Annotated in this window: 16 protein-coding genes; 7 read left to right on the top strand and 9 right to left on the bottom strand. The window is 41.9% G+C overall.

The annotated features are described in order from the left end of the window. Position 1: 1 nt before the first annotated feature. The 4 genes from NQ564_RS15680 to rbr all read right to left on the bottom strand — a co-directional run bounded on the left by NQ564_RS15680 (position 2) and on the right by rbr (position 6386). Positions 2-1477, bottom strand: coding sequence for a TolC family protein (locus NQ564_RS15680; protein WP_008146783.1), 1476 nt, complete (start codon positions 1475-1477; stop codon positions 2-4). 37 nt (positions 1478-1514) lie between these two features. After that, positions 1515-4787 carry a golvesin C-terminal-like domain-containing protein gene (locus tag NQ564_RS15675; RefSeq protein ID WP_008146782.1) on the bottom strand — a complete coding sequence of 1091 codons (3273 nt, stop codon included), beginning with the start codon at positions 4785-4787 and terminating at the stop codon, positions 1515-1517. 16 nt (positions 4788-4803) lie between these two features. Then, positions 4804-5697, bottom strand: a complete 894-nt coding sequence (locus NQ564_RS15670) for an ABC transporter ATP-binding protein (protein ID WP_008146780.1) — start codon at positions 5695-5697, stop codon at positions 4804-4806. Between the two features lie 110 nt (positions 5698-5807). Continuing rightward, a complete protein-coding gene (gene rbr, locus NQ564_RS15665; RefSeq protein WP_008146779.1) occupies positions 5808-6386 on the bottom strand; it encodes a rubrerythrin in 579 nt (192 codons plus the stop codon). 679 nt (positions 6387-7065) lie between these two features. Here rbr and NQ564_RS15660 point away from each other — a divergent pair. Next, positions 7066-7596: an RNA methyltransferase gene (locus tag NQ564_RS15660; RefSeq protein WP_008156053.1), complete on the top strand. Its 531-nt coding sequence runs from the start codon at positions 7066-7068 to the stop codon at positions 7594-7596. Here NQ564_RS15660 and NQ564_RS15655 read toward each other — a convergent pair. Beyond that, the gene (locus NQ564_RS15655; protein ID WP_008146773.1) at positions 7588-8193 is read right to left on the bottom strand and encodes a DUF4294 domain-containing protein; all 606 of its coding nucleotides are present in this window, start codon (positions 8191-8193) and stop codon (positions 7588-7590) included. The genes NQ564_RS15660 and NQ564_RS15655 overlap by 9 nt on opposite strands. Positions 8194-8513: 320 nt before the next feature. Between NQ564_RS15655 and NQ564_RS15650 the strand changes: the two genes are divergently transcribed. The 4 genes from NQ564_RS15650 to NQ564_RS15635 are packed head-to-tail and all read left to right on the top strand — an operon-like array spanning position 8514 to position 12390. Beyond that, a complete protein-coding gene (locus NQ564_RS15650) occupies positions 8514-8693 on the top strand; it encodes a hypothetical protein (RefSeq protein ID WP_008146771.1) in 180 nt (59 codons plus the stop codon). Positions 8694-8727: 34 nt separating this feature from the next. Continuing rightward, entirely contained in the window at positions 8728-9534 is an 807-nt protein-coding gene (locus NQ564_RS15645; RefSeq protein WP_008146769.1) for a hypothetical protein, read from the top strand. Between the two features lie 12 nt (positions 9535-9546). Then, a complete protein-coding gene (locus NQ564_RS15640; RefSeq protein WP_008146767.1) occupies positions 9547-11574 on the top strand; it encodes a ComEA family DNA-binding protein in 2028 nt (675 codons plus the stop codon). A 36-nt stretch (positions 11575-11610) separates the two neighbouring features. Continuing rightward, positions 11611-12390, top strand: coding sequence for a radical SAM protein (locus NQ564_RS15635; protein ID WP_008146765.1), 780 nt, complete (start codon positions 11611-11613; stop codon positions 12388-12390). A gap of 89 nt (positions 12391-12479) precedes the next feature. Here the strand turns inward: NQ564_RS15635 and NQ564_RS15630 are convergent, their stop codons facing one another. Beyond that, the gene (locus NQ564_RS15630) at positions 12480-15281 is read right to left on the bottom strand and encodes a T9SS type A sorting domain-containing protein (RefSeq protein ID WP_008146763.1); all 2802 of its coding nucleotides are present in this window, start codon (positions 15279-15281) and stop codon (positions 12480-12482) included. Positions 15282-15457: 176 nt separating this feature from the next. Between NQ564_RS15630 and NQ564_RS15625 the strand changes: the two genes are divergently transcribed. Then, positions 15458-15628, top strand: coding sequence for a hypothetical protein (locus NQ564_RS15625; RefSeq protein WP_008146760.1), 171 nt, complete (start codon positions 15458-15460; stop codon positions 15626-15628). A gap of 105 nt (positions 15629-15733) precedes the next feature. Here the strand turns inward: NQ564_RS15625 and NQ564_RS15620 are convergent, their stop codons facing one another. Then, a complete protein-coding gene (locus tag NQ564_RS15620) occupies positions 15734-17410 on the bottom strand; it encodes a SulP family inorganic anion transporter (protein ID WP_008156074.1) in 1677 nt (558 codons plus the stop codon). Between the two features lie 597 nt (positions 17411-18007). On the opposite strand from NQ564_RS15620, the gene nadA reads away from it, so the two are divergent. Next, a complete protein-coding gene (gene nadA, locus NQ564_RS15615; protein ID WP_008146756.1) occupies positions 18008-18994 on the top strand; it encodes a quinolinate synthase NadA in 987 nt (328 codons plus the stop codon). A 102-nt stretch (positions 18995-19096) separates the two neighbouring features. On the opposite strand, the gene porZ is transcribed toward nadA, so the two are convergent. Beyond that, positions 19097-21424 (bottom strand): type IX secretion system anionic LPS delivery protein PorZ, encoded by a 2328-nt coding sequence (gene porZ, locus NQ564_RS15610; RefSeq protein WP_008146755.1) that lies wholly within the window; start codon positions 21422-21424, stop codon positions 19097-19099. A gap of 13 nt (positions 21425-21437) precedes the next feature. Continuing rightward, positions 21438-22019, bottom strand: a complete 582-nt coding sequence (locus NQ564_RS15605) for a non-canonical purine NTP diphosphatase (protein WP_008146754.1) — start codon at positions 22017-22019, stop codon at positions 21438-21440. Between the last annotated feature and the right edge of the window lie 55 nt (positions 22020-22074).

The raw sequence follows: 22074 nt of genomic DNA, 5'->3' as shown, positions 1-22074 counted from the left end.
ATTACTTTTTCGTTACTAAATCTTCCATCGGGACAATAGGCATGTCGTGCTCGAAGTCGTAGAGGGAAAGTATCTTGAGGTTCAACAATTCGATCTTATAATTGATAAGCGCCTGCGTATAGGCGATCTTTTTATTTGAAAGCTGAGTTTGGAACTGGTTCATATCCATACCAGTGATATCACCCTCCCGATAACGGGTCAGATTCAGGTCATAGGTACGCTGTGCATTTGCAACGTTCTGCTCGGCTATCTTGATCTGCGAAAGCAAATTCTCCAGGCTGCGCCAGGTCTGACGGATATTCAATTCGATATTAACTTTGTCTTCATGAAACTCCAGCCGGTTGATCTTCTGGGCTACTTCCTGCGCCTTGACACGGGCTTTCTTCTCTCCCCAATCAAAAATCGGGACACTGAAGCTGATGGCAACACGTGGATTCTGTGTCGGGTTATTATAAATCTTTTCCAGATGTCGGTTATCACCGATCAAACCGAAAGAAAGAGCAATATCTCCCTTGAACTCATTCAGAGCCTTCGTCTTGATCATATCGAAAGCCAGTTCTTTACTCTCGATCTCACGCTGCCGCAGTTCCAGGCGCGATTCGAGGCCATGCTGTATCGCCTTTTCCAGATTCACTTCCACCGGCTTGATCTGTACTTCGGCAAAAACCATGATATCCTCGTTCAGGTCCATCCCTAACGTCTGCTTCAACTGGTCTTTCGAGTTTTCCAGCGACACCTGCTGTTCTTCCAGGGAAGAGCGTGCGGAGGCGAGATTCACTTCCGCCTGGAACAACTCATCACGGGCAGCCAGGTCGGCTTCCACCTTATTCTTTATAATTTCGTAGCTTTGCTGTGCATTGGTCAGTTCCTCCTTAGTAATGGCCAACTGGCTTTGTGCCATATAAACAGAATAGAACTGCTGGGTAATATCCTTCTCCGTACTCAACCGTTGCAGTGCATAGCTGATATTGGCATTTTCATAATCGTATTCGATCTGTTGCAATTCCATCTTACGTTTATTATAAGTAAAAATAGATTGCGAGAGTTGCAGGTAGAGGTCGTTGCTGAATGCCTTGTTGCTGGTCTTCGTACCGTCGATATTAGAGTTGTTATCCTGCCAGCCGAAACGGTTGATCAACGAGAGGACACCATCCGTCCACAAGATCGGCTGATCCACCTGAAACGTTCCGGTCGTACTGAACCGCTCGTTCGTGTACCACTGAGACAGGCGATTATCGAAACTGCGACTCTTACTATAATCCACCGGATTAAGATTCAACGAGAATTTCGATTTCAGGGAAGCTCGCTGTGCAACCAGGTTCTGCTGATAGCGTTCCAGGTTCATGTGGGAACGGCGTAGGGAAGGACTATGCTCTTCCGCTATATCCATCGCCTTCTCGATCGTCAGAGATACCTGCCCCTGCGACGGGACAGATACCCCCAAGCAAACGGCGGCCGTCAGCATTATCTTTTTCATGGATAGTAATTCTCTTCGTATCATGTATCTAATTCTATTAATATCGTTTTACTATTTTAACTGCATCAGCTGTTACACTCCGTAGTTTGCACTCATTCGTCAGGACGACCCGGACCGTATCGGAACTGAAGTAGTAGGTACCTATAGGCTCCCACCCTTCATTCGCTTTTCTCAGATCGATATAAGCATCTTCATTTTCCTCATCATACTCCACCTTAAAATGGTATTCCCCGCCGGCCTGTTTATTATATTTCAGTTCATTGTCTTTAGAAACATAATAGTAGACATCGTATTGCCCGGCAGAAGGAACCGGAACTTTCCAAGTGGCCGTCTGACTACCGTTACCGCTCTTGATCACATAGGCTGACCGGATATAACGGCCATAATAGGCTGCATTCGTCGTAGCCGTCCACTGCAACGGGGCACGCCAAGGAGAAACACCGGCATACTTGAAAGAGGTATCTTCCACCTTGTCGAGCCATTTGGGCAGAAGCCCGACGACAGCAGGTTCAGACAGAGAGAAAAGAGCATCTTCATTATCCACAATCACCTCTCCTTCCACTTCGGGAGAAAAGTCTGCAACAATGAAATCCCCTTCGGCATCAACCCCCCTCTCCCGTTCTTCCCGGATGTTGGAAACAGGCAGGTTCAATATATTTGGCAGGTTTCCCGCTATCAGCGTATTCACATCCACCTGGCGAGGTGCTTCTTCCCAGACCGTTACCAACAGCTTGGTCTGGTGGGCGGCAAGAGGCAGTTTACGACTCGTACGCGGATCGATATTCGGGCCATACCCCCCAGCCTGTATATCAAGTTGAAGCATACCGTCTCTATCGGAATTATTGCTGACTAATTGCTTCAGGACGAAACTCTCCTGTCCCTTGTTCGTAATCTTGATCACTTCGGGCTGACCGATCGTATAGAAAGGAAGAGGCGTCGGACGATCCCACCCGGAAATACCCGCACGAATATCGGCCCCACTGATCATCCCCAACGTATCCAACAGGTTCTCGAAGCGCATATTACGAAATTCATTCCGTTCCAACAGGGCATACAGGGAATCCCTGAACAGGCTTACCCCCATATTCACTTCGGCAGGAGCAAACAAGCAATACCCCTTCAGACTGATCGTATTATTCAGCAAATCGCGATGTTCCACATCAGACAAAAGCTCTTTAAACGAATATCTCTCCATCAGTAAATTCGCTTTCTCGTTATTGCTGATCCCGTTTATCTCACGTTCCCATCCGTTATTATCGGACTTCCTTTGCAGATAAAGTTCGACCAGCCGGTTCGTGACAGGCCATTCGGAAGAATAGATATTATACCGGAAATTATAGAGTTCGGGAAACAGGAAATACGGATTACTCTGGGAAGATATATTGAATTTGCCCCGGCTACCGGAAGAATAGTTATAGTTACCTTCCGTCTGCGAGAAAATCCACAGGAAACTGTTCATCACCCGAATCTCCGCTTCCTCCTCACCGATCTCACGTCCTCCCCGCTTCGACCACTTCAACTGGTTTTTCTTACTTCTGACGAAGTCCATCTGACCAAACATACAGCCCAGTTCCGGGAAAAGAACCATTTCCGGCTGCACCACTTCTTGTGCTTGCGACCAGGAACGGACATAACTGTAGAACTGTGCCGGAACTTCCACTACTGAAAACCTGTCGAACGGGTAACTCAACTTATACGTGCGTTCGAGGTTCTCCCGCAGGTTGCGGATCAATCCCGGAATCGTATCGCGGATCGAATCGAACGCCGCCTCGTAATAATCGTGTCCTTTTATATGCCAGACACTATAGAGCGTACTGTCACTTTCCACACTCTTCTGCTCGTATTTCCCGATAATCAAGGAAATGGACTGATAAGGATTGTTTGCCGACTGCGAAATAGAGACCAGCCCGGGAAGCGGCTTCACATCCAGTCGAAAACGGCTGAAATAGGTCTGTTGCCAGTCAGGACTCTTGTCGCTATACCCCGTTCCAGGACGTGGATACCAATAGGTTTCAGGCGTAAACAGCACATAATCGGGTGTCTGGAAACTATATTTCTTATCAAGCTTAAGCATTTCCTTATCATACGGTTGTTGTAAGACCTCCTCCGGGATATCCAAATAGCAGAAATCATCCTTTATCCTCCCCTCGTAACAGATCGAAAGCGAAATGGTATCTCCCTTTTCTATCTTCCTCCCGAAATCTACCGCTAAAATCTGTTCCTCCCGCTTGAAATCCAATGGCTTTTCCCCTTCCTTTACCTCCCCGACTTTCAATCCGGGATTCAGGCAGAAGGTAAATATTTCCGACGTAGCGAGCGCCGTCCCTTTCATCCCGACAACAGAACAGATCGTTTCAGGCTTCTGCTCCACCGAAATATCGTACCAATCGATCGCTATCTTCGGCTCATGAACATATTTATTATTGATGCTTGTGTATAAGGCACGTATCTCCCCTTCCCTAAGAATAGAACGTACATGCCGGTAACCCGCCGTCCCCGCCAGCAAGAACATACAAAGCGAAAGAAACAGCCACGGATAATGGCTCCTTCTGGCATTCGGCAACCGCTTGAACAGGAAGATCGTAAAGAAGATGAATCCCAAACCGGCAAAGAAATAAATCGCCCGGTGATTCAAGATCAACTCCAAGCTGCTGAATCCGACAATCGTCGATTTGAACAACGGCAAGTTATACACCATATAATCGAACAGGTAGTAGAACTTATCCTGTATATAAAACAACGTCAGTCCGATATATCCTAACAACAAGATGAAAGTAAGCGCCTGATTCCTCAACACCAGCATCAGAAAAATGGAAAGGCCAATAATAAAGATCAGTGTCGGCAGGCTGATCAGAAGGAAATACACCCCATAGGCCTGCCAATCGACAGTTATGCCGGAAGCCATAAAGTTAAAAGCCAGCACAATAGCCAAGACCAGCAGGTTCAGGAGCAGGAACACCCTGAGATTCCCCCATATCTTCCCGATCACATATTCGGCATTACTGAGCGGCCGGACATAAAAGACTTCGGAAGTATCGAGCTTCTTGTCCCGTTTTAGAAATTCGGAAGAAAGGAAGACAGCGACCACTGCCTGCCCCGTGTTCAACAGCAACAAGTTCAGATAGGGAATATTGGATGAAACCGATTTTGCGAACCACAGGCCAAAATTATCCTCCATCAACATCATGGCAAAGTTGAAAAAACCTAAAAACACCACGGCAAGCAGAGTGAAGATACGGAAGAACCAACTCCTCACCAATATCTTGCTCTCGTATTTAGCTACGGATCGTATGTTTGTGATAAATGACATAGGCAAGCGATCTCTTTTAATCGTTTCTCCAACGGTTCAACTTGTTTTCCATATAGTAGACATAAGCATGTTCCAGATTCGGCGGATAGGATTCTGCGTCATATCCTTGTACCTCATCAGCCACGACCTGCACTTCCCAACCCGTACCGGAGGGAATCGTCGAGATAACCGGATACAGTTTATCCACCTCATGCAGTTCGTCACCGGTCACCCGTATACGCCATACTTTTCCTTCCGCCTGCCTCAACATCTCCTGCGGGGAACCATAGAAGGAAACTTCTCCCTTATTCATAAGCGCCATACAATTGCATGTGCTCGATATATCGCCTACGATATGGGTGGAAAGGATAATTGTCACGTCGTTTTCACTGACTTCCGACAGGAGGTTGCGGAAACGGATCCGTTCTTCGGGGTCGAGTCCCGTCGTAGGTTCGTCTACGATAATCACTTTCGGATGATGAATCAATGCTTGCGCAATCCCCAAACGGCGCTTCATACCTCCCGACAGCTTATTGGCATACCGATCGCGCACGTCAAAAAGCCCGACATTTTCCAGCATCTCGTCCACCGCATTTTTCCGCAAAGACTTACGGTTTATGCCGGAAAGACGCGCGGCATAGTCTAAAAACTCGTACGTTTTATATTTGGCAAAAAAACGGAAATCCTGTGGCAGATATCCCAATATGCCCCGTATCTCCTTGCGTTGCCGCATCAGGTCATACCCACAGATATTCACCTCGCCCGAAGTCGGTTCCATAAGAGCCACTAAAATACGCATCAAAGTAGATTTGCCTGCCCCATTCGGACCCAGAAGTCCGAACATACCGGTCGGTATTTCCAGACAGACATCTTTCAACGCATGATTTCCGTTCGGATACACTTTATTGAGGTTTCTTATCGATATGCTCATCAACAGGTAAATTCAGATTAACGCCAATAATGGGGCTAAAGGTAAAAGTTATAAAATAAAAAAAGGCACGAATCCGGAAAATTCGTGCCTGATAGGATCAAAAACTCTGATTAATAGTTCTGTTTCATCGGTTCGAAGTAAGCCTGCGGATGTGCACAAGCCGGACATTTCGCCGGAGCTTTCTTGCCTTCGAATACGAAACCACAGTTGCGACACTGCCACATAATAGCTTCGTCTTTTTCGAATACCTTGTTTGCTTCCACATTCGCCAACAACTGACGGTAACGTCTTTCGTGTTCTGCTTCTACCTTTGCGATCATACGGAAAGCAACAGCGATTTCCTTGAAACCTTCTTCGTCAGCAATGTCAGCGAAAGCAGGGTAAAGGTCTACCCATTCTTCGTTTTCGCCAGCAGCAGCGGCAGCCAGGTTTTCAGCAGTCGTTCCGATCATTCCGGCAGGATAAGAAGCCGTGATTTCAACCATACCGCCTTCGAGGAATTTGAAGAAACGTTTGGCGTGTTCCTTTTCCTGTTCGGCTGTTTCCATAAACACGCCTGCAATTTGTTCATAACCTTCTTTTTTAGCTACACTTGCAAAGAATGTGTAACGACTTCTTGCCTGAGATTCGCCGGCAAATGATTTCAGCAGATTCTGCTCGGTACGAGTACCCTTAATACTTTTTTCCATAATGCTAATTTATGTATATATAAAATGAGTTCGTATAATCATCCTGAATAAATAACGCTCAAAGGTAGGAAAATGTTCAGGCAAACGGCAAATTTACATATACAAAATATTTCTATTGCTCAATAGATAATATTTATAGGGCAAGATAGAGTCAGCCAGACAAGTCACAAAGACTCCCAGCCGTTTTCTCTATCCCTTTCTTCCCTCTTTCCCGAGTTATCCACAATCATATTATTATAATCTTATTTATTCTTTATTTTAAATCTAAATATGATGAATATAATAGCCTGTTGAAATAGTTAATACAATTATGCTACAATACTTGCCCGATTTGTTATTAAACGATGTAAACGACTTATTAAATAGATACTAACATCCTATTTATTGTTTTACATACTGATATCCTTTACTTTATAGACTTTATTAGTTTTTAGTTGAAAACTACCTGTGTGTAAAAGTTTATGACGATTGAGGACTGTTGATACGTGTATAACCACTGTTGATAGGGCGTAATAAATAATCTGTTATTTTTATTGCATAATAGAAACAAGAGGATGTATAGCGAACAAATTGAATAATGCAAGAACTATTTTTCATTTTGTGTCCACCACTTATCAATAGCTTTTCAACGGCATATCCACATTAATTCACTACTTTTGCAAGCAAAGAAATGATAGCTATGCGCAAGTTAAAGATAACAGAGTTGAACCGCTTGACTCCGGAAGCATTCAAAGATAGTGAAAAGATTCCGTTGGTCGTTGTGCTCGATCATGTAAGAAGCTTAAACAATGTGGGATCCGTGTTTCGTACGTCTGATGCTTTCAGAGTAGAAAGCATTTATTTGTGCGGTATTACGGCTTGTCCGCCTCATGCAGAGATTCATAAGACGGCTCTGGGAGCGGAAGAGACTGTCGGTTGGGAATATTTCGAAGATACGATGGACGCTGTTGATAAACTGAAGCAACAAGGGTATACTGTCTGTGCGGTTGAACAGGCCGAGGGGAGTACGATGTTGGATAAATTGTTGTTGGACAAGAATAAAAAGTATGCTGTTATCATGGGAAACGAAGTGAAAGGTGTTCAACAATGTGTCGTTGATAACTGTGATATGTGTATTGAAATACCGCAGTACGGGACCAAGCATTCTTTGAATGTTTCGGTGACTACCGGTATCATTATCTGGGATTTCTTTAAACAGTTGTCAGATTAATCCGTTTTCGACAAGTACGACTACCCGTTCCGTCATGGCGTCTTTTCCTTTGGGATCGTATTCGGTTTTCAGGCTGGCACCGAACATGCCGGCGAATATGTTCCAAAAGCCTGCCCGGAAACTGCCTAAATAGGCTTTCAACAGGTTATAACTTGACTGGTTACATTCTCTGTCAATCAGTTTGATAAGTAGTTTTCCTTGTGAGAAGGTCAGTTTTTTCAACTGAGGTTTATATTCCTGGAAAAGTTCTTTTTCCATTCGCTTCAGGTGGGCCTGCCGAGATTTTTCGTCGGGGAGCGTCTCTATATATTCATAGGTTTCAATCAATGTTTCATACACCATTTTGGCATAAGGTAATGTGCGCTTCACATCACGGACCAGCTTGGTATAACGTGCTTGTTCACGTTTGTTTTTAAACTTTACCGGCGGATAAATATAAATTTCCCGAAGATTAACGACAGGTACCGTATCCTTTCCATCCAGATAAGCCTTTTGCAATCCTTTGGGAACGGTATTGATCTTCAATCTTTGTGCATGGGCTCCTACTGCACACAATATGAATATTATCAATATTTTATACTTGCCTTTTCTTAACATCGTTCACAAAAGTAATGGATTTACGGATAGTATTTACCGGTTTTACAGAATTTGACTAATCATGTAATATAAGAAAGGATAGCATGAAAATAAATTTTCACTTGCGGGAAAATTTATTTTCATGCTGTGAGAAATATTGAAAATTTATTTTCATCTTTTTATAAGTGGTGAAAGTTTTTCATTTCTCACCGAGAAATCATTATCTTTGTGACAATACAAACAACTAAAATCAACAGACTATGAAACATTCCGCCATCTTTCCATATTTATCGATCCTGAATGTATAGTCCATAATAATCATCATTTAAACAACTTGTATTATGAAAAAAGAAGAGATCAAGAAGTTATTGGATCAGTTCGAAGCGGCTGCAAATATCGTAGAAGGCATAGAATGTTGGAGTGCCAGGGAGCTGAAACCTTTGTTGGGTTATGCAAAATGGAATAACTTTATCAATAATGTAGTAGTAAAAGTTAAAGAAGAAAGTTTTGAAAAAAAGTAATCCGGAAAGTTGACGATTTAAACAAAACCTTACTATGAAATCAATAAGTTTACTCGTTTTGTTTTTTGTACCTATCAACATTCATGCTGTTGATAACCTTCGTATCCCCGATATCCGTTGCTTGGGAATGGGAGGAAACGGAGTTACACAATCTGTTTTGTTTAATCCGGCACTGGTGGCTTTGCATACTGATAAAGTTCTTTATTTCGAATATTTTAATCGTTATGGTGTAAAGGAGTTGGGAACGATGGGAGTTGGCTTTGTCTATCCTAATCCGTTGTTGTCGGCAGGTGTTGATATCTCTTCTTTCGGATATGATCAGTATAGGGAAACTCTTTTTCGTTTGTTGGTCGGAAAACGATTGAATGATCGGTGGAGAATTGGTATTAGTTTCCAATATAAGATGTTACAGACCGAGTTGTGGGAAGAAGTACCGAAGCAACTTTCCACAGATGTTGGAATCTTGTTTACTCCCGTTGACAAACTGTTGATTGGAGTGTTGATAATGAATTTTCCTGCCATTGCTATTCATAAATATACAGCTGAAATAAAATGTTTTACTGGTTATTCTGTACAAATAGGTTTTCAATGGGAGATAATTAACAGCTTGTTGATAGTAGGAACCATCGAAAGCAATAAAGAGCATACATGGATCGGAAATGCGGGTATTGAATATGCTCCGTTCAAAAATTTTCGTATACGGGCGGGAGTACAGACTACTCCTCTCCTGCCTGCTTTGGGTATCGGATACCGTCTGGCTGGATTTACAGTAGATGTCGCGACTGTTTATCATCCGGTTTTGGGAGTCAGTACCGGACTGGGGTTGAGTTATTCTTTTTAATCAGGTTTGACAATGAAACGAATGTTTATAAACCTGTTGGTATATCTGTTAATAAGCAGTTATCAACTTAAAAGCCAGACATTATATTCTGTTGATAAGTGGATGGAATATATAGAAGAAATGGCTTCGGAAACAGAAGATGAAGAGCGTATTGAAGCGCTTTATACTGATCTTTCCTATCTTGTCGAACATCCTTTCGAACTCAATACAGTGACGGAAGGAGAATTGAAACGTCTCCCTTTTCTATCTGATCTACAAATACGGGAATTGCTGGAATATCGTTCCCGTTATGGAAAAATGTTAACCCTTTATGAACTTAAAAATGTGGAAGCATTCGATTTAGAGACGATTTCTCTGTTTATCCCGTTTGTTTATATCGGTGAAATAATAGTTGATAAACGTCCCATTACAGTGAAAAATCTGTTGAAAAGAAGTACTAATAACTTACAAATCAGATATGATAGATGTTTTCAACAAAAGAAAGGCTATCGTTCATATCCTGACAGTATGCTACAACAATATCCGAATCGGAAGTATTTAGGAGAGCCGTTCTACCATTCTGTTCGTTATTCGTACGCATTCGATGAACGTATCCAGTTCGGTCTGGTTGCAGAAAAAGATGCGGGAGAACCTTTTTGGAATGAATATCATAAAGGGTATGACTATTATTCGATGCATCTTTTTCTGAAAGATATGAATAAATGGTTGAAAAGTTTGGCTATAGGCGATTACAAAATATCTTTCGGACAAGGTCTGGTGATCAGCAATGATTTTTCTCCCAGTCGGAATGCCCTTGTCTCACAAGCGGAAAGAAGGACGAACGGATTCCGCCGTCATTTTTCAACCAATGAAAATGACTTTTTCCAGGGAGCTGCTGCTACTGTCAATTGGAAGAATTTAGATATCAGCCTGTTCTATTCGTATCGGAAGTTGGATGGAAGCGTGGATAGTACGATCGTTACTTCGTTTAAAACGGATGGTCTGCATCGTTTGGTACGGGACAGGGAGAAGATGCGTAAAGTTGCCATGCAGACGTATGGGGGGAATATACGGTATGCAACTCCCGATTTATGTATAGGTTTGACTGCTCTTTCTTATTCTTTTGGAAACTATTCGATACAACCCGATCCGAAACCTTACAACCTTTTCTATTTTCGCGGTAACCGGAATCTGAATATCAGTGTGGATTACCTGTTGAAAAATAGGTGGATCAAGTTTTATGGCGAAACGGCCATGAGTCGGAATGGGACGGTTGCCTCCCTGAATGCCTTGCAGTTGACGCCTGCCTCTTATTTTTCCCTGCTGTTACTGTATCGTTATTATGATAAACGCTATCAGGCTTTTTTCGGGAATGCTTTTTCACAAAATTCGGCCGTCCAAAATGAACAAGGAGTGTATATGGGGATGCAATGGACACCTTTCAGTCGTTGGAAGTTATCCGCGTATGCAGATATATTCCGGTTTCCCTGGCTGAAATATGGAGTGGATGCACCATCGACAGGAAAGGAATATATGCTTCAACTCGATTATACACCGAGCCGGAACTTGTCCGTATACGTCCGTTATAAATACAAACAAAAGGAAGATATAGAACCTTACTTTCAACAACGTTTGCGTATGCAAGTCTTGTATGCTATTTCTTCGTCCGTCTCGCTACGGACATCTGCTGACGGTATTTGTTATACAGAAACGAGCAAAAAGAGCAAAGGATGGATGATTACCCAGAGCGTAGGTTGGAAATCGGTTGATATCCCTGTTCAGACAGATTTTTATGTAGCCGGATTCCATACGGATAATTATCGGACCCGGATATTTTCTTATGAGAAAAATATATTGTATGCTTTCAATATGCCTTCTTTTTATGGAAAAGGAGTCCGGTTGGCACTTTCTTTCCGGTGGGATATCGTGAAGCAACTTTCTTTTTCTGCTAAATTCGGATACACATATTATGCTGATCGCGATGTGATCGGTACCGACCTGGAAGAGATCGAGGGACATATGAAAGCAGATGTATATACGTCGTTGCGCTGGAAATTCTGATAACTTTTGTAGCTTTGTACTCAAATATAAATCAGTATGTCTACAATTCTTTTTGATAAAATAGTATTTGGACCGATACATAGCCGTCGGTTAGGTGTTTCTTTGGGTATGAACCTGCTTCCTACAGACGGGAAACTTTGTTCGTTTAATTGCATCTATTGTGAATGCGGACTGAACGAGAACCATCGTACACGTAGTAAACTGCCAACCCGTGCAGAGGTAAAGGAAGCTTTGATACATAAATTGTCTTCCATGCAGGCAGAGGGGGTTGCTCCCGATGTAATTACTTTTGCCGGGAATGGAGAACCTACCATGCACCCGGAATTTGCCGGTATTATCGACGATACGATTGAAACCCGTAACTGTTTTTTCCCGAAGGCTAAGATTGCCGTGCTCTCGAACTCGACCATGCTTTATAAGGAGGATGTTTTCCAGGCATTGAATAAGATTGAAGATAATATATTGAAGCTCGATTCCATTTCGGACAGTCGTATCGGGCAGTTGAATGTTCCCAATTCCCCGGCTTTTACTTTTGACTGGTTGTTGGAACAACTTTGCCGTTTTAATGGTAACTTGATCATCCAAACCATGTTCCTGAAAGGAGAGGTGAACGGAGAAAGCGTGACAAATACAACCGAGCACGAAATATCTGGCTGGCTGGAAGCTTTAAAACAAATCAAACCTAAACAGGTCATGATCTATACAATCGACCGCGAAACTCCTGTAAAGAACTTAAAAAAGGTGACAAAAGACGAATTGGAAGCTATTGCTGACCGTGCCCGTCAGGAGGGGTTTGAAGTAATGGTATCAGCGTGAAGCTTAAAAAGTAAAAATTAGGAAGTGGAAAATGGAGGATTGAAAAGTATAGGAATTCATACTGTTTTTCAACCCTCCATTTTTTATTTTCAATTTATTTTCCGTGCTTTTATTGTCTTAACTTTTCCATCTGTATGGATGCGGAAGATATAAATGCCGGAGGAAAGAGAGCCAGTGTAAACAATCTTTCCGGGATTCCTTTGGTGGATGACCGTTTTACCGTTTGACGTGATGATTTCTAACAACTCCACTTTCTCATTTCCTAGTAGTTCTATCTGATCTGTAAACGCAGTAGGAGAGATCGTCATCTCCGAAAGGATGATCTTTTCATTGTCCACATTTATTTCTTTGTCGGCATTTGCTTTCTTGCTTTCGTCTTTTCCGTATAGAGTGGAAACCTGATATAGGGTACTACCTATTGGTGCTTGTTTGTCTGTATATTGGGTGATAGATTTATTGGGCACGTTACCGATTTTGCTTCCGTTGCGATAAATATTATAACCTGTTATTTCCGGAAATGCACTTGCTTGGCTGCTCCGGAGTGAGGAGCCTGCTTCAGATGTCCGGGCGAACATAGGTATTGCTGATGACTTACTTAACACTATTGTATCATCGGATGTGGCTTTTGTAGCCGGTATTTCCTTTGTTTCTGAACTGACGGTGGCGGCAAGAAAGAAGTTGAAATCATAATTTTCATCTTCATTTTCAGAAGGTTCATACAGATATTCCCATGTTTCCCCGTCAAATGAAACCAAATTGCCTTTTCCATTGATTGCTGGTCCTTCGTCCATGATTGCTGGATAGGCGGTGGATAGTTTCGCTTCTGCATGGAAAGCAATGATTAGTTCTTGGGAAGCATCAATGACAAACGGTTCTTTAAGCGTGATTTCAATCAATTTGTCAAAAGACAAATTAGTCAACTTTTGCACATATTTCCGTTTCCCTTGTATGATGTTCAACGTATAAGATGAACCTGCGGTAGGTATGAAGGAAACAGATTTAACAAGGTTTCCGTGCAGAGGCTTCAGATCTTCTTTATTCCATCTTTGTCCGAAATAGAAAGGTTGTCCGAAACCTAACGAAAGGTAGGCTGTCCCATTTCCCCAGTAGATCATTTGCTGGTAGATAGGTTCTTTCCATTTGACAAGGATATTCTTTCCATCGGCCGAGGCTGTTACATCGGTCGGTATCTTTAGTTCGTAGACATAAATCAATGTGGTGGCTACAGCAGACTCTTTGCCGTCTATATACGATGCGGAAACGCTGTAAGATTGGGTACCGACTTCCGGTTCTTTGTCTATATAAGATGTAGAAGAGGTACGTCCGATCAATGTATTGTTCCGATAAACGTTATATTGTTCTGGTTTGTCGCTGGCAGAGGTAGGTGCTTTCCATTTCAATTGAACTTCTCCGTTTTGGTAGGCCGATGTCAGATCTGTTGGCATTGCTTTTGGAGCTGTCGCATATCGGCCGGACAGTTGTGTTTTACCGGTATGGCTGGGATCTAAATAAATATCCATACGGGCTGTATCGGCTTTGCTATACTGGTCCCAGTGATAATAAAGTTTGCCATAGGTATTGATCCCATCCGGTTTTTCGCAAGAAGATGAACCGCCGCTCAATGTACCGACGATCAGTTTGTTTTGGTTGAAAAGTGGAGAGCCGGAAGATCCTCCTTCCGTTACGGAATGACCGTTGGTCGTTTGTTCGAAAACGGTACTCCAATGTGCGTTTGGTGCACCTTCGATGTTGTCTACGCCGTACCATGTCGAGGTTTTTGCTGTTTTACTGAAAGTTGATATTTTCATATAGTCTCCTGATGGGTGGTGGATGCCTACACCTGATTTAGCGGCCGTGTTGCTTCTGTCCCAACCATTGTAATAGACATTATAATGTTCCGGAATATTTTGGTTCAGCAATAAGAGCAGGCCATCTGAACCGCCGTCTAGTGGGATTCCGGCGACTTTCTTGCAACCTGTTATTGTTTTGTAGGAGGCAATACTGGAGTTATTTTCACATCCCGTGCGTTCGAAATGGAAATAGAAAATGTATTTGTTTAAATTTTCTTCTGTGACGGGTACATCTAAATCAATGCAATGGAAAGCGGAAAGGATGTAAGGTTTCAAATCTTCAGCAGTGTTGTTTACCAAAGATCCGGAGCAGATGTAGATGTAATTTCCAATAGGTAATGTCATTTGGCAAACACCATTTTTTTCTGTTTGCCAAGCTTCTCCCTCTTCGCAATTGATATTTACCATACAAGATCCGGAGGCATTGGGACCTATATCGGCCATCGTGCGTGAAACATGCAAATGGTTATATCCGTACCCTACAGCATCTATTGCAATGCGGGGACGTTCGTTGTCCGATATATCTGTTTCATATTCGAGTATGATTTTGTCACCGGCCAAAAATTCGGTGGCGTATTCTTTCGTCGGTGGGTTGGTATGATGAGTAAAAGCACCGATCAGGTGTGTTTTATCAGAGCTGTAAATAAAGAGTTTTCCATTTTCAGGAATATAAAAATCTTTGAAACTGAGCATTAAGGCTATGGCATCTTTTGCCTGTACTTGCAGCCGCCATACTTTTTTGCCGTCAGGTAGGGTACTCCAGTCACCGGCATTGTCGATTGTCAGGTCTGTCGGGATCAAGACTCCTACTTTTAGCGGCGCCCCCTGGCTAACCTGCCATCTGTCGACCGTTTTCATGTCTTCTACGCTGAAATTGATGGGGATCTGGACGGTTGGCAGATCGCTTTTCAGTGTGTTTTGATACTTGAAGGAAGCGGGTGTTCCACCTTCGCTGATTTGTGCATGGGCAGATCCGGGCAGGACTATTCCTGTTACCAACAGGAATAAACCGATTAGCGGGAATAGGGCCTTTTTGTTCATATATTTTATAATTTGATATAAATCTGTTTGTATATAACCAATATCCTGGTATCCAGTTTAAGGGTACAAACAGATTTAAATGTATGATTGGCAAATGTAATATTTATTTCTGATCCGGATGGGGGTTTTTTCATATTCTGTGTCTTATGGATAAAGTTAGATAAATATATAAAACAATGGAATCACCGAATAGTAAAAAGAATGTGCCACAGCTCTGGTATTGGAGCCAGCCGGAAAATGGGTTTAGTTTTGAAGATGCGGAAACGATTGCAAAAGAATTTGTGTTTGAGGCGAAGAAGGATAAATATAAATCGGGAGACCGTTTTCTTCATATAGCATTTATGTGATGTAAGTCGTACGGAAATTACCTTTTGTCTCCTATCTGAAAAAAATAGCTCCCGTCCGAAAAAAGAAGGGCGGGAGCTGATTGGTTTTTTTATTTTGGTTTGCGATTATCTTATTGCTTCGCGTGCTTTTGCTACAGCCTCGTTTATATTGCTGCAAATATTTTCCGTTCCGATCTTTTTGTCAAAACCCGATTTGACAAGTACACGGCGTACATGCTCGTTCACCCCTGAAAGGATCATATGTATATGTTCGGCTTGTGACAGGCGGAACAGGTTCTCTAAGTTATGTAATCCTGTCGAGTCCATAAAAGGAACCTTACGCATACGGATGATACGTATCTTCGGTTTGTCTCCCATATTGTGCATAATATCGTCGAACTTGCTGGCCACCCCGAAGAAGAACGGGCCGTCGATTTCATATACTTCCACACCTTTGGGAAGGGAAAGGACTTCTTCGTCATGGTGGATTTCTCCATCGTCCGAGAGATCGATCTCATCTTTTACTACCGACACATGAGTCGTTTCAGCCACACGTTTCATAAAGAGGAACATGGCGATAAGCAATCCAACTTCGATCGCGATTGTCAAATCGAAGATAACCGTCAGGAAGAAAGTCACCAGCAACACCGACACATCGCTTTTCGGATTCTTCATCAGCGAACGGAACGTCCGCCATTCGCTCATATTATACGAAACGATAATCAATACGCCTGCCAAGCAAGCCATCGGGATATGTTTGGTCAGCGGACCTAAAAAAAGCAAAATCAGCAACAATACGATTGCATGGATGATGCCGGCAACCGGAGTACGTCCGCCATTGTTGATATTCGTCATGGTACGGGCAATCGCACCGGTAACGGGAATACCACCGAAGATAGGCACAATGATATTGGCAGCCCCTTGTGCAATCAGTTCGGTATTGGAGTTATGCTTGTCTCCTGTCACACCATCGGCCACCGTAGCGGACAGCAACGATTCGATCGCTCCTAACATCGCGATGGTGAATGCGGAAGGAAGCAAAAGGTTGATCGTTTCCATATTGAAGTTGATCGTTTCCGGGCCGGGCAGGGAAGCATTGATTGTAAAACGGTCTCCGATCGTTTCGATCCCCGTGATTCCTAAATGATAGCGCATGACATAGACAACAACCGTCATCAGAATAATGGCAATCAGCGAACCCGGAATCTTTTTAGAAAATTTCGGTGTGACGGCGATAATCACGATACTGGCAAGCCCGATCAGCAACGACCAGAGATTTATCGTGTCGAAATGTTCGAAATAGGCGATCCATTTAGAAATGAAATCCGCAGGGACCTTATCCATTGTCAGCCCGAAAAGGTCTTTCATTTGCGTGGTAAAAATAGTGAGAGCGATACCACTGGTAAAACCGACGACGATCGGGTAAGGGATGAACTTGATAACCGTCCCTAACTTCAACGCACCCATGATCACCAGGATAATACCAGCGACTACTGTGGCGATAGCCAGTCCTTCGATCCCGAAATTCTGGATAATGCCGTATACGATTACGATAAACGCACCTGTTGGCCCGCCGATCTGCACATTGCATCCTCCTAACAACGATACGAAAAATCCGCCGAGAATAGCGGTGATCAACCCTTTTTCCGGGCTTACTCCCGAAGCGATACCGAAAGCGATAGCGAGTGGCAATGCCACGATCCCGACAATAATACCGGCCATCAGGTCGGTCATAAATTTCTCCTTAGAGTAGTTTTTCAGCGTCGATACTAACTTGGGCTGAAAATCAAACTTGTTCTTCATCTTTCTGCCTGATTGATTAAAAGTGCTGCAAAGTTACAAAAAAAAGTGAATATGTTTTTAGCTTTTTTATAGGTTTATATGAATCTGTTGTTGCGGTGGAACTTTCTGCCTCTTGCCAAGCAATCTGCAATTAGATGCTTAAGTAATTTATTTTCGACATTGTCAATAATGTTTTCGACGTTGTCGTATATATACTCGACAATGTCGTGTATATATACGACAACGTCGAAAACAGATTAGACTTGCATGAAATTAAAAAGTATATACTGCATCTTCGTGTTTCCGTACGACTGCACCAGATATCAAAGTCCTGCGTACATCAACTCCGTCGTGCATTTTTTCTCGTTTTTTACGAACGCTAAAATAGGAATAATTTTGGTGCGGTTGCTCTATAAATTTATTTGTTTTATATATGTTTCCTATGGGAAAATCAATAAAGTTTTTACCTTTGCATATTATCAACTTATAGTTGATAATAGGAGTAAAATAAAGATTATCAGTTATAAAGAATGATGATAACTTTGTTGATAGACTGTAAATAGCGGTTTATGCTCATTAGCGATTATTGAATATTACAATCATTTAATACAGGTAACTATGTTGACAAACCAATCGATCGGATATATGAACGCACCCATTCCAAAGGGGTTGGACTTGAAGGAAGAAATAAATAGGATGCGTAAAGAAAAAAACGCCGTTATCCTTGCTCATTATTATCAGACGGGTGATATCCAAGATATAGCAGATTTTGTAGGAGACAGTTTGGCTTTGGCGCAGCAGGCAGCCAAGACAACGGCCGATATCATTGTTTTCTGTGGTGTTCATTTTATGGGGGAAACGGCGAAGGTGTTGTGCCCGGACAAGAAGGTGTTGGTCCCGGACCTGAATGCCGGTTGCTCATTGGCAGATAGCTGTCCGGCTACCGATTTTGCAGAATTTGTCAAACAGCATCCCGATCATGTGGTTATTTCGTATGTAAATACGACTGCTGCTGTAAAGGCCGTGACGGATGTTGTGGTGACGTCTACCAATGCACACCAGATCGTTGAAAGTTTTCCGGAAGATACGAAGATTATCTTTGGTCCGGACCGGAACTTAGGTAATTACATAAACGGTATTACCGGACGTAGGATGCTACTTTGGGATGGTGCCTGCCATGTGCATGAACAGTTTTCACTGGAAAAGATATTGGAATTAAAAAAACAATATCCTGATGCGGAAGTCATTACTCATCCGGAGTGCAAGCAGCCCGTTGTACAAGTCTCGGACTTCGTAGGATCGACTGCGGCTCTTTTGAAGCATACTGTCAAGTCGGATAAAAAACAATTCATTGTAGCGACGGAAAGCGGCGTTATTCACGAAATGCGGAAACAAAGTCCCGGTAAAGAGTTTATCCCGGCTCCTCCTGCCGATAGTACATGTGCCTGCAACGAATGTAATTTTATGCGTCTGAACACGATGGAGAAACTTTACAACTGTTTAAAATACGAACTTCCTGAAATCTTTGTCGACGAACAAGTACAGGAGAAAGCCATCCGTCCGATCAAGAAAATGTTGGAGATATCGGAGAGGTTGGGGTTGTAAGATTGTTTGGTAAACAAAACTCAATAAAATGGGAGAGGGGATAAAATTGTCTTGTTCCCGTGCCAAACGCAGGAACAAGGCAATTTAACATACCACTCTCTTTTATTTAATAACTGCAATTTTAGTAACTACGCTTTCTTTTGAATCTTCGGTAGCAGAAAGTACTAAATATATACCTGAAGCAACACGGACACCTTTGGTATTCTGGCAGTTCCAAATAACTTGTCCACCTAAAGATTTAGTCTGATAGACTAGGTTGCCATTCAGATCGGTGATTTTTACGATCGAGTTATCCATCAATCCCGTGATGGTTACTTTGTCCCTGTATTCAGGTCGTACGGGATTCGGATATGCATACACATCTGAATAGTCATCTTTACCTTTTGTCGCTTCTCCTTTGTAGGAAACCAAGCCTTTGTCGGAACCGATGAACACTTCGCCAGTGTTTTCATTAATTTCTATGGAATATATTTTGTCAGATAGTAGCGGACTGTTGGATGTATTGAACTGATGGACAATTTCCTGATTGTCTTCGCTCAATACATAAACACCGTTGCCATCCGTTCCGATCCATTTTCGATTTCCGTTGTCTACTTTAATGGTCGTTATTATCGTATTATCGAGAAAATAATAAGGAGTTCCTTCTTCATTGATTAGTTTTATACGTGTGCAACGTATAGATTGGTTGTTTTCTGTCGTTGCCAACTTAGGATTTGTTAAGTATATAGCTCCTTTATTGGTTCCTATCCATATATATCCGTTTTTGTCCTCTGCCATACAAGTATAATTATTGGGAGAAAAGTCATTACCATCTGTATCAATGAAGTTTTTAAATTCATATGACGTTGCTTCATCTAAAGAGCTACTGTTGGTTACGACTGTTAGACAGGCTTGGTTGGCAGGACGGGAAATATTAATCCATTTATCGTTATTCGAGGTGACGAGTATGTCATTTATTGTGTATTTCCCGTTTAACGATTCGACAGACAGGCTGTGCCATTTTCCTTCTTTATCCAATATCTTGATAGCTTTGCTGACTTCTGAATTAGTCATCCATAGGTTTTCTTCCTTATCAAAAGCAAGTCCGTCTACACGACAATAAAAACCTTCATTACCATGTGCATTTTCAAGCGGGCTGTTTGTTTTGTTGTAAACGATAGAAGGCTCTCTGTCAATGAACTGAAAAACGCCATAACCGAAAGAAGACACGTAAATAATCTCTTTTTCAGCATCATTTGTGACGACAATGCTGGTATAGTCTTTAGGCCATGTATTGAGTTTATTCTGAACGTCGGAAGGTTCTAATACACTCCATTTTTCATAGTCGTATATCATGATTGAGCCGGCTTTGTTAAAGGAATTATCCCCAGTCAGATTTTTTCCACCAGGTATAATATATATTTTATCGTTTTTTGATACGATATCATAAGAGCTGTTGGAGTACGGGCCATCCAAAGTTATGGCTTCATTTACAGCTTCGAACTGGTTGGCCCCTTTTCTTTTGATGGAACGTAGACCTTTGCTTCCTTCGGCTATCCAATATTTATCAGTCTGATAAGTGCTGATATCTTTGATGGATAGGTTGTTGATTTGGTCAAAAGTGTTTGTATCTGTGAAAATATAAACTTGGGATGTAGCTATGCAAGCCAGTTTTTCTCCTATAATTTTCATATTGTTTATTTGTGCATTGCTGACCAAAGGAACTGTAGTTCCATTTGATTCATAGTAGATACCTTTATTTTTAGACAGGTAGAATAGCTTATTCTTAAATAAGGATATTTTGTCTATGGAGTTTTCAGATGGGAATCTCGGAATCGAATATGTTTTCCAGTTTGATCCGTCTAACAGATTATCATTCAAAGATGCATATATGACTGTAGACTTTTGATCTTCTTTTGTAGAAGCATATATATTATTGTCGGAAATAGCACAGGATGTTATATTCTTAGATAAGTTATAGGTATCGGTTATTTCCTTCTTATCCATGTTGACAACTACTATGCCAGACTGTATGGATAAATAGGCATATTCGTTATAAATCATAACGGAATTAAGTGATTTATCTCTTAAAGAAGTTGTCGTGTACAGATAAGGTATGTTTTTTACTGAACCTTCTTCCAGAATGTCTATATTGCAGTTTTTATAAACAATCAACAGTGATTTTGTTTGTTTGTTGTAGGAAATAGACTGGATATCTGTGTCACTCAGTCCATTTCCTTTGTAATATTGTTTGATGCTGTTATCTTCCTTCCCATATATGTATAAAGCACCTTCTGCTATGACAAATACTTGGTCAGCGGATTCTTCCACACAATTGGTATTATTGTAGGAAAGGTATGTTTTCCATCCAAGCATGTTGTCATTATCATTAACTGATAAAGCAGAGAATGATAATAAGAAAAGTAAGATGACAGTTAATATATTTCTCATATTAATTGCAATATTAAAATGTGTAATCTGATAAAAAAGCAGTCAATTTTTTGACAGCCTCGGCACGATGGCTGATCTGGTTTTTTATATCATTGCCCATTTCAGCAAATGTTTCAGAATAGGTATCAGGAACAAATATGGGATCATATCCAAAACCACTTCCACCTCTTTTTTCATTTATGATCGTACCGTTGACAATACCTTCAAACAAATATTCTTTTCCATTCAAAATAAGGGCGATTACCGTACGGAAACGGGCTTTCCGGTTTTCTTTGTTTTCCATTTCATGGAGAAGTTTGTTCATATTGGCTTCCGAATCATGTCCAGGGCCGGCGTAACGTGCCGAATATACTCCGGGAGCGTTGTGTAGAGCTTCTACTTCAAGTCCGGTGTCGTCAGCAAAACAGTCATATCCGAAATGTTTTTTTATGTAACGGGCTTTTTGCAAGGCATTGCCTTCTAATGTGTCTGCTGTTTCGGGTATATCCTCATGGCAGTCAATATCTGAGAGGCTAATTATTTCGGTATATCCAGATATAATTTTCCGGACTTCATCCAGCTTATGCCGGTTGTTTGTTGCGAATACAAGTTTCATGTTTGTTGAGTATGAATAAAAAAGCACTTCTATACGATATTATATATAACGTATG

The sequence above is a fragment of the Parabacteroides johnsonii DSM 18315 genome (assembly GCF_025151045.1).
GTDB lineage: Bacteria > Bacteroidota > Bacteroidia > Bacteroidales > Tannerellaceae > Parabacteroides > Parabacteroides johnsonii.
The sequence above is the reverse complement of the archived record's forward strand: the minus strand, read 5'-3'. Positions and strand labels throughout refer to the sequence as shown.

What these genes read in the sequence shown, in the direction of transcription:
- NQ564_RS15605 (WP_008146754.1), bottom strand. Translation starts at nt 22,019, where the DNA reads ATGAAACTTGTATTCGCAACAAACAACCGGCATAAGCTGGATGAAGTC.
- NQ564_RS15675 (WP_008146782.1), bottom strand. Translation starts at nt 4,787, where the DNA reads ATGTCATTTATCACAAACATACGATCCGTAGCTAAATACGAGAGCAAG.
- NQ564_RS15630 (WP_008146763.1), bottom strand. Translation starts at nt 15,281, where the DNA reads ATGAACAAAAAGGCCCTATTCCCGCTAATCGGTTTATTCCTGTTGGTA.
- NQ564_RS15620 (WP_008156074.1), bottom strand. Translation starts at nt 17,410, where the DNA reads ATGAAGAACAAGTTTGATTTTCAGCCCAAGTTAGTATCGACGCTGAAA.
- NQ564_RS15625 (WP_008146760.1), top strand. Translation starts at nt 15,458, where the DNA reads ATGGAATCACCGAATAGTAAAAAGAATGTGCCACAGCTCTGGTATTGG.
- nadA (WP_008146756.1), top strand. Translation starts at nt 18,008, where the DNA reads ATGTTGACAAACCAATCGATCGGATATATGAACGCACCCATTCCAAAG.
- NQ564_RS15655 (WP_008146773.1), bottom strand. Translation starts at nt 8,193, where the DNA reads ATGTTAAGAAAAGGCAAGTATAAAATATTGATAATATTCATATTGTGT.
- NQ564_RS15680 (WP_008146783.1), bottom strand. Translation starts at nt 1,477, where the DNA reads ATGAAAAAGATAATGCTGACGGCCGCCGTTTGCTTGGGGGTATCTGTC.
- porZ (WP_008146755.1), bottom strand. Translation starts at nt 21,424, where the DNA reads ATGAGAAATATATTAACTGTCATCTTACTTTTCTTATTATCATTCTCT.
- NQ564_RS15640 (WP_008146767.1), top strand. Translation starts at nt 9,547, where the DNA reads ATGAAACGAATGTTTATAAACCTGTTGGTATATCTGTTAATAAGCAGT.
- NQ564_RS15650 (WP_008146771.1), top strand. Translation starts at nt 8,514, where the DNA reads ATGAAAAAAGAAGAGATCAAGAAGTTATTGGATCAGTTCGAAGCGGCT.
- NQ564_RS15635 (WP_008146765.1), top strand. Translation starts at nt 11,611, where the DNA reads ATGTCTACAATTCTTTTTGATAAAATAGTATTTGGACCGATACATAGC.
- NQ564_RS15670 (WP_008146780.1), bottom strand. Translation starts at nt 5,697, where the DNA reads ATGAGCATATCGATAAGAAACCTCAATAAAGTGTATCCGAACGGAAAT.
- NQ564_RS15660 (WP_008156053.1), top strand. Translation starts at nt 7,066, where the DNA reads ATGCGCAAGTTAAAGATAACAGAGTTGAACCGCTTGACTCCGGAAGCA.
- NQ564_RS15645 (WP_008146769.1), top strand. Translation starts at nt 8,728, where the DNA reads ATGAAATCAATAAGTTTACTCGTTTTGTTTTTTGTACCTATCAACATT.
- rbr (WP_008146779.1), bottom strand. Translation starts at nt 6,386, where the DNA reads ATGGAAAAAAGTATTAAGGGTACTCGTACCGAGCAGAATCTGCTGAAA.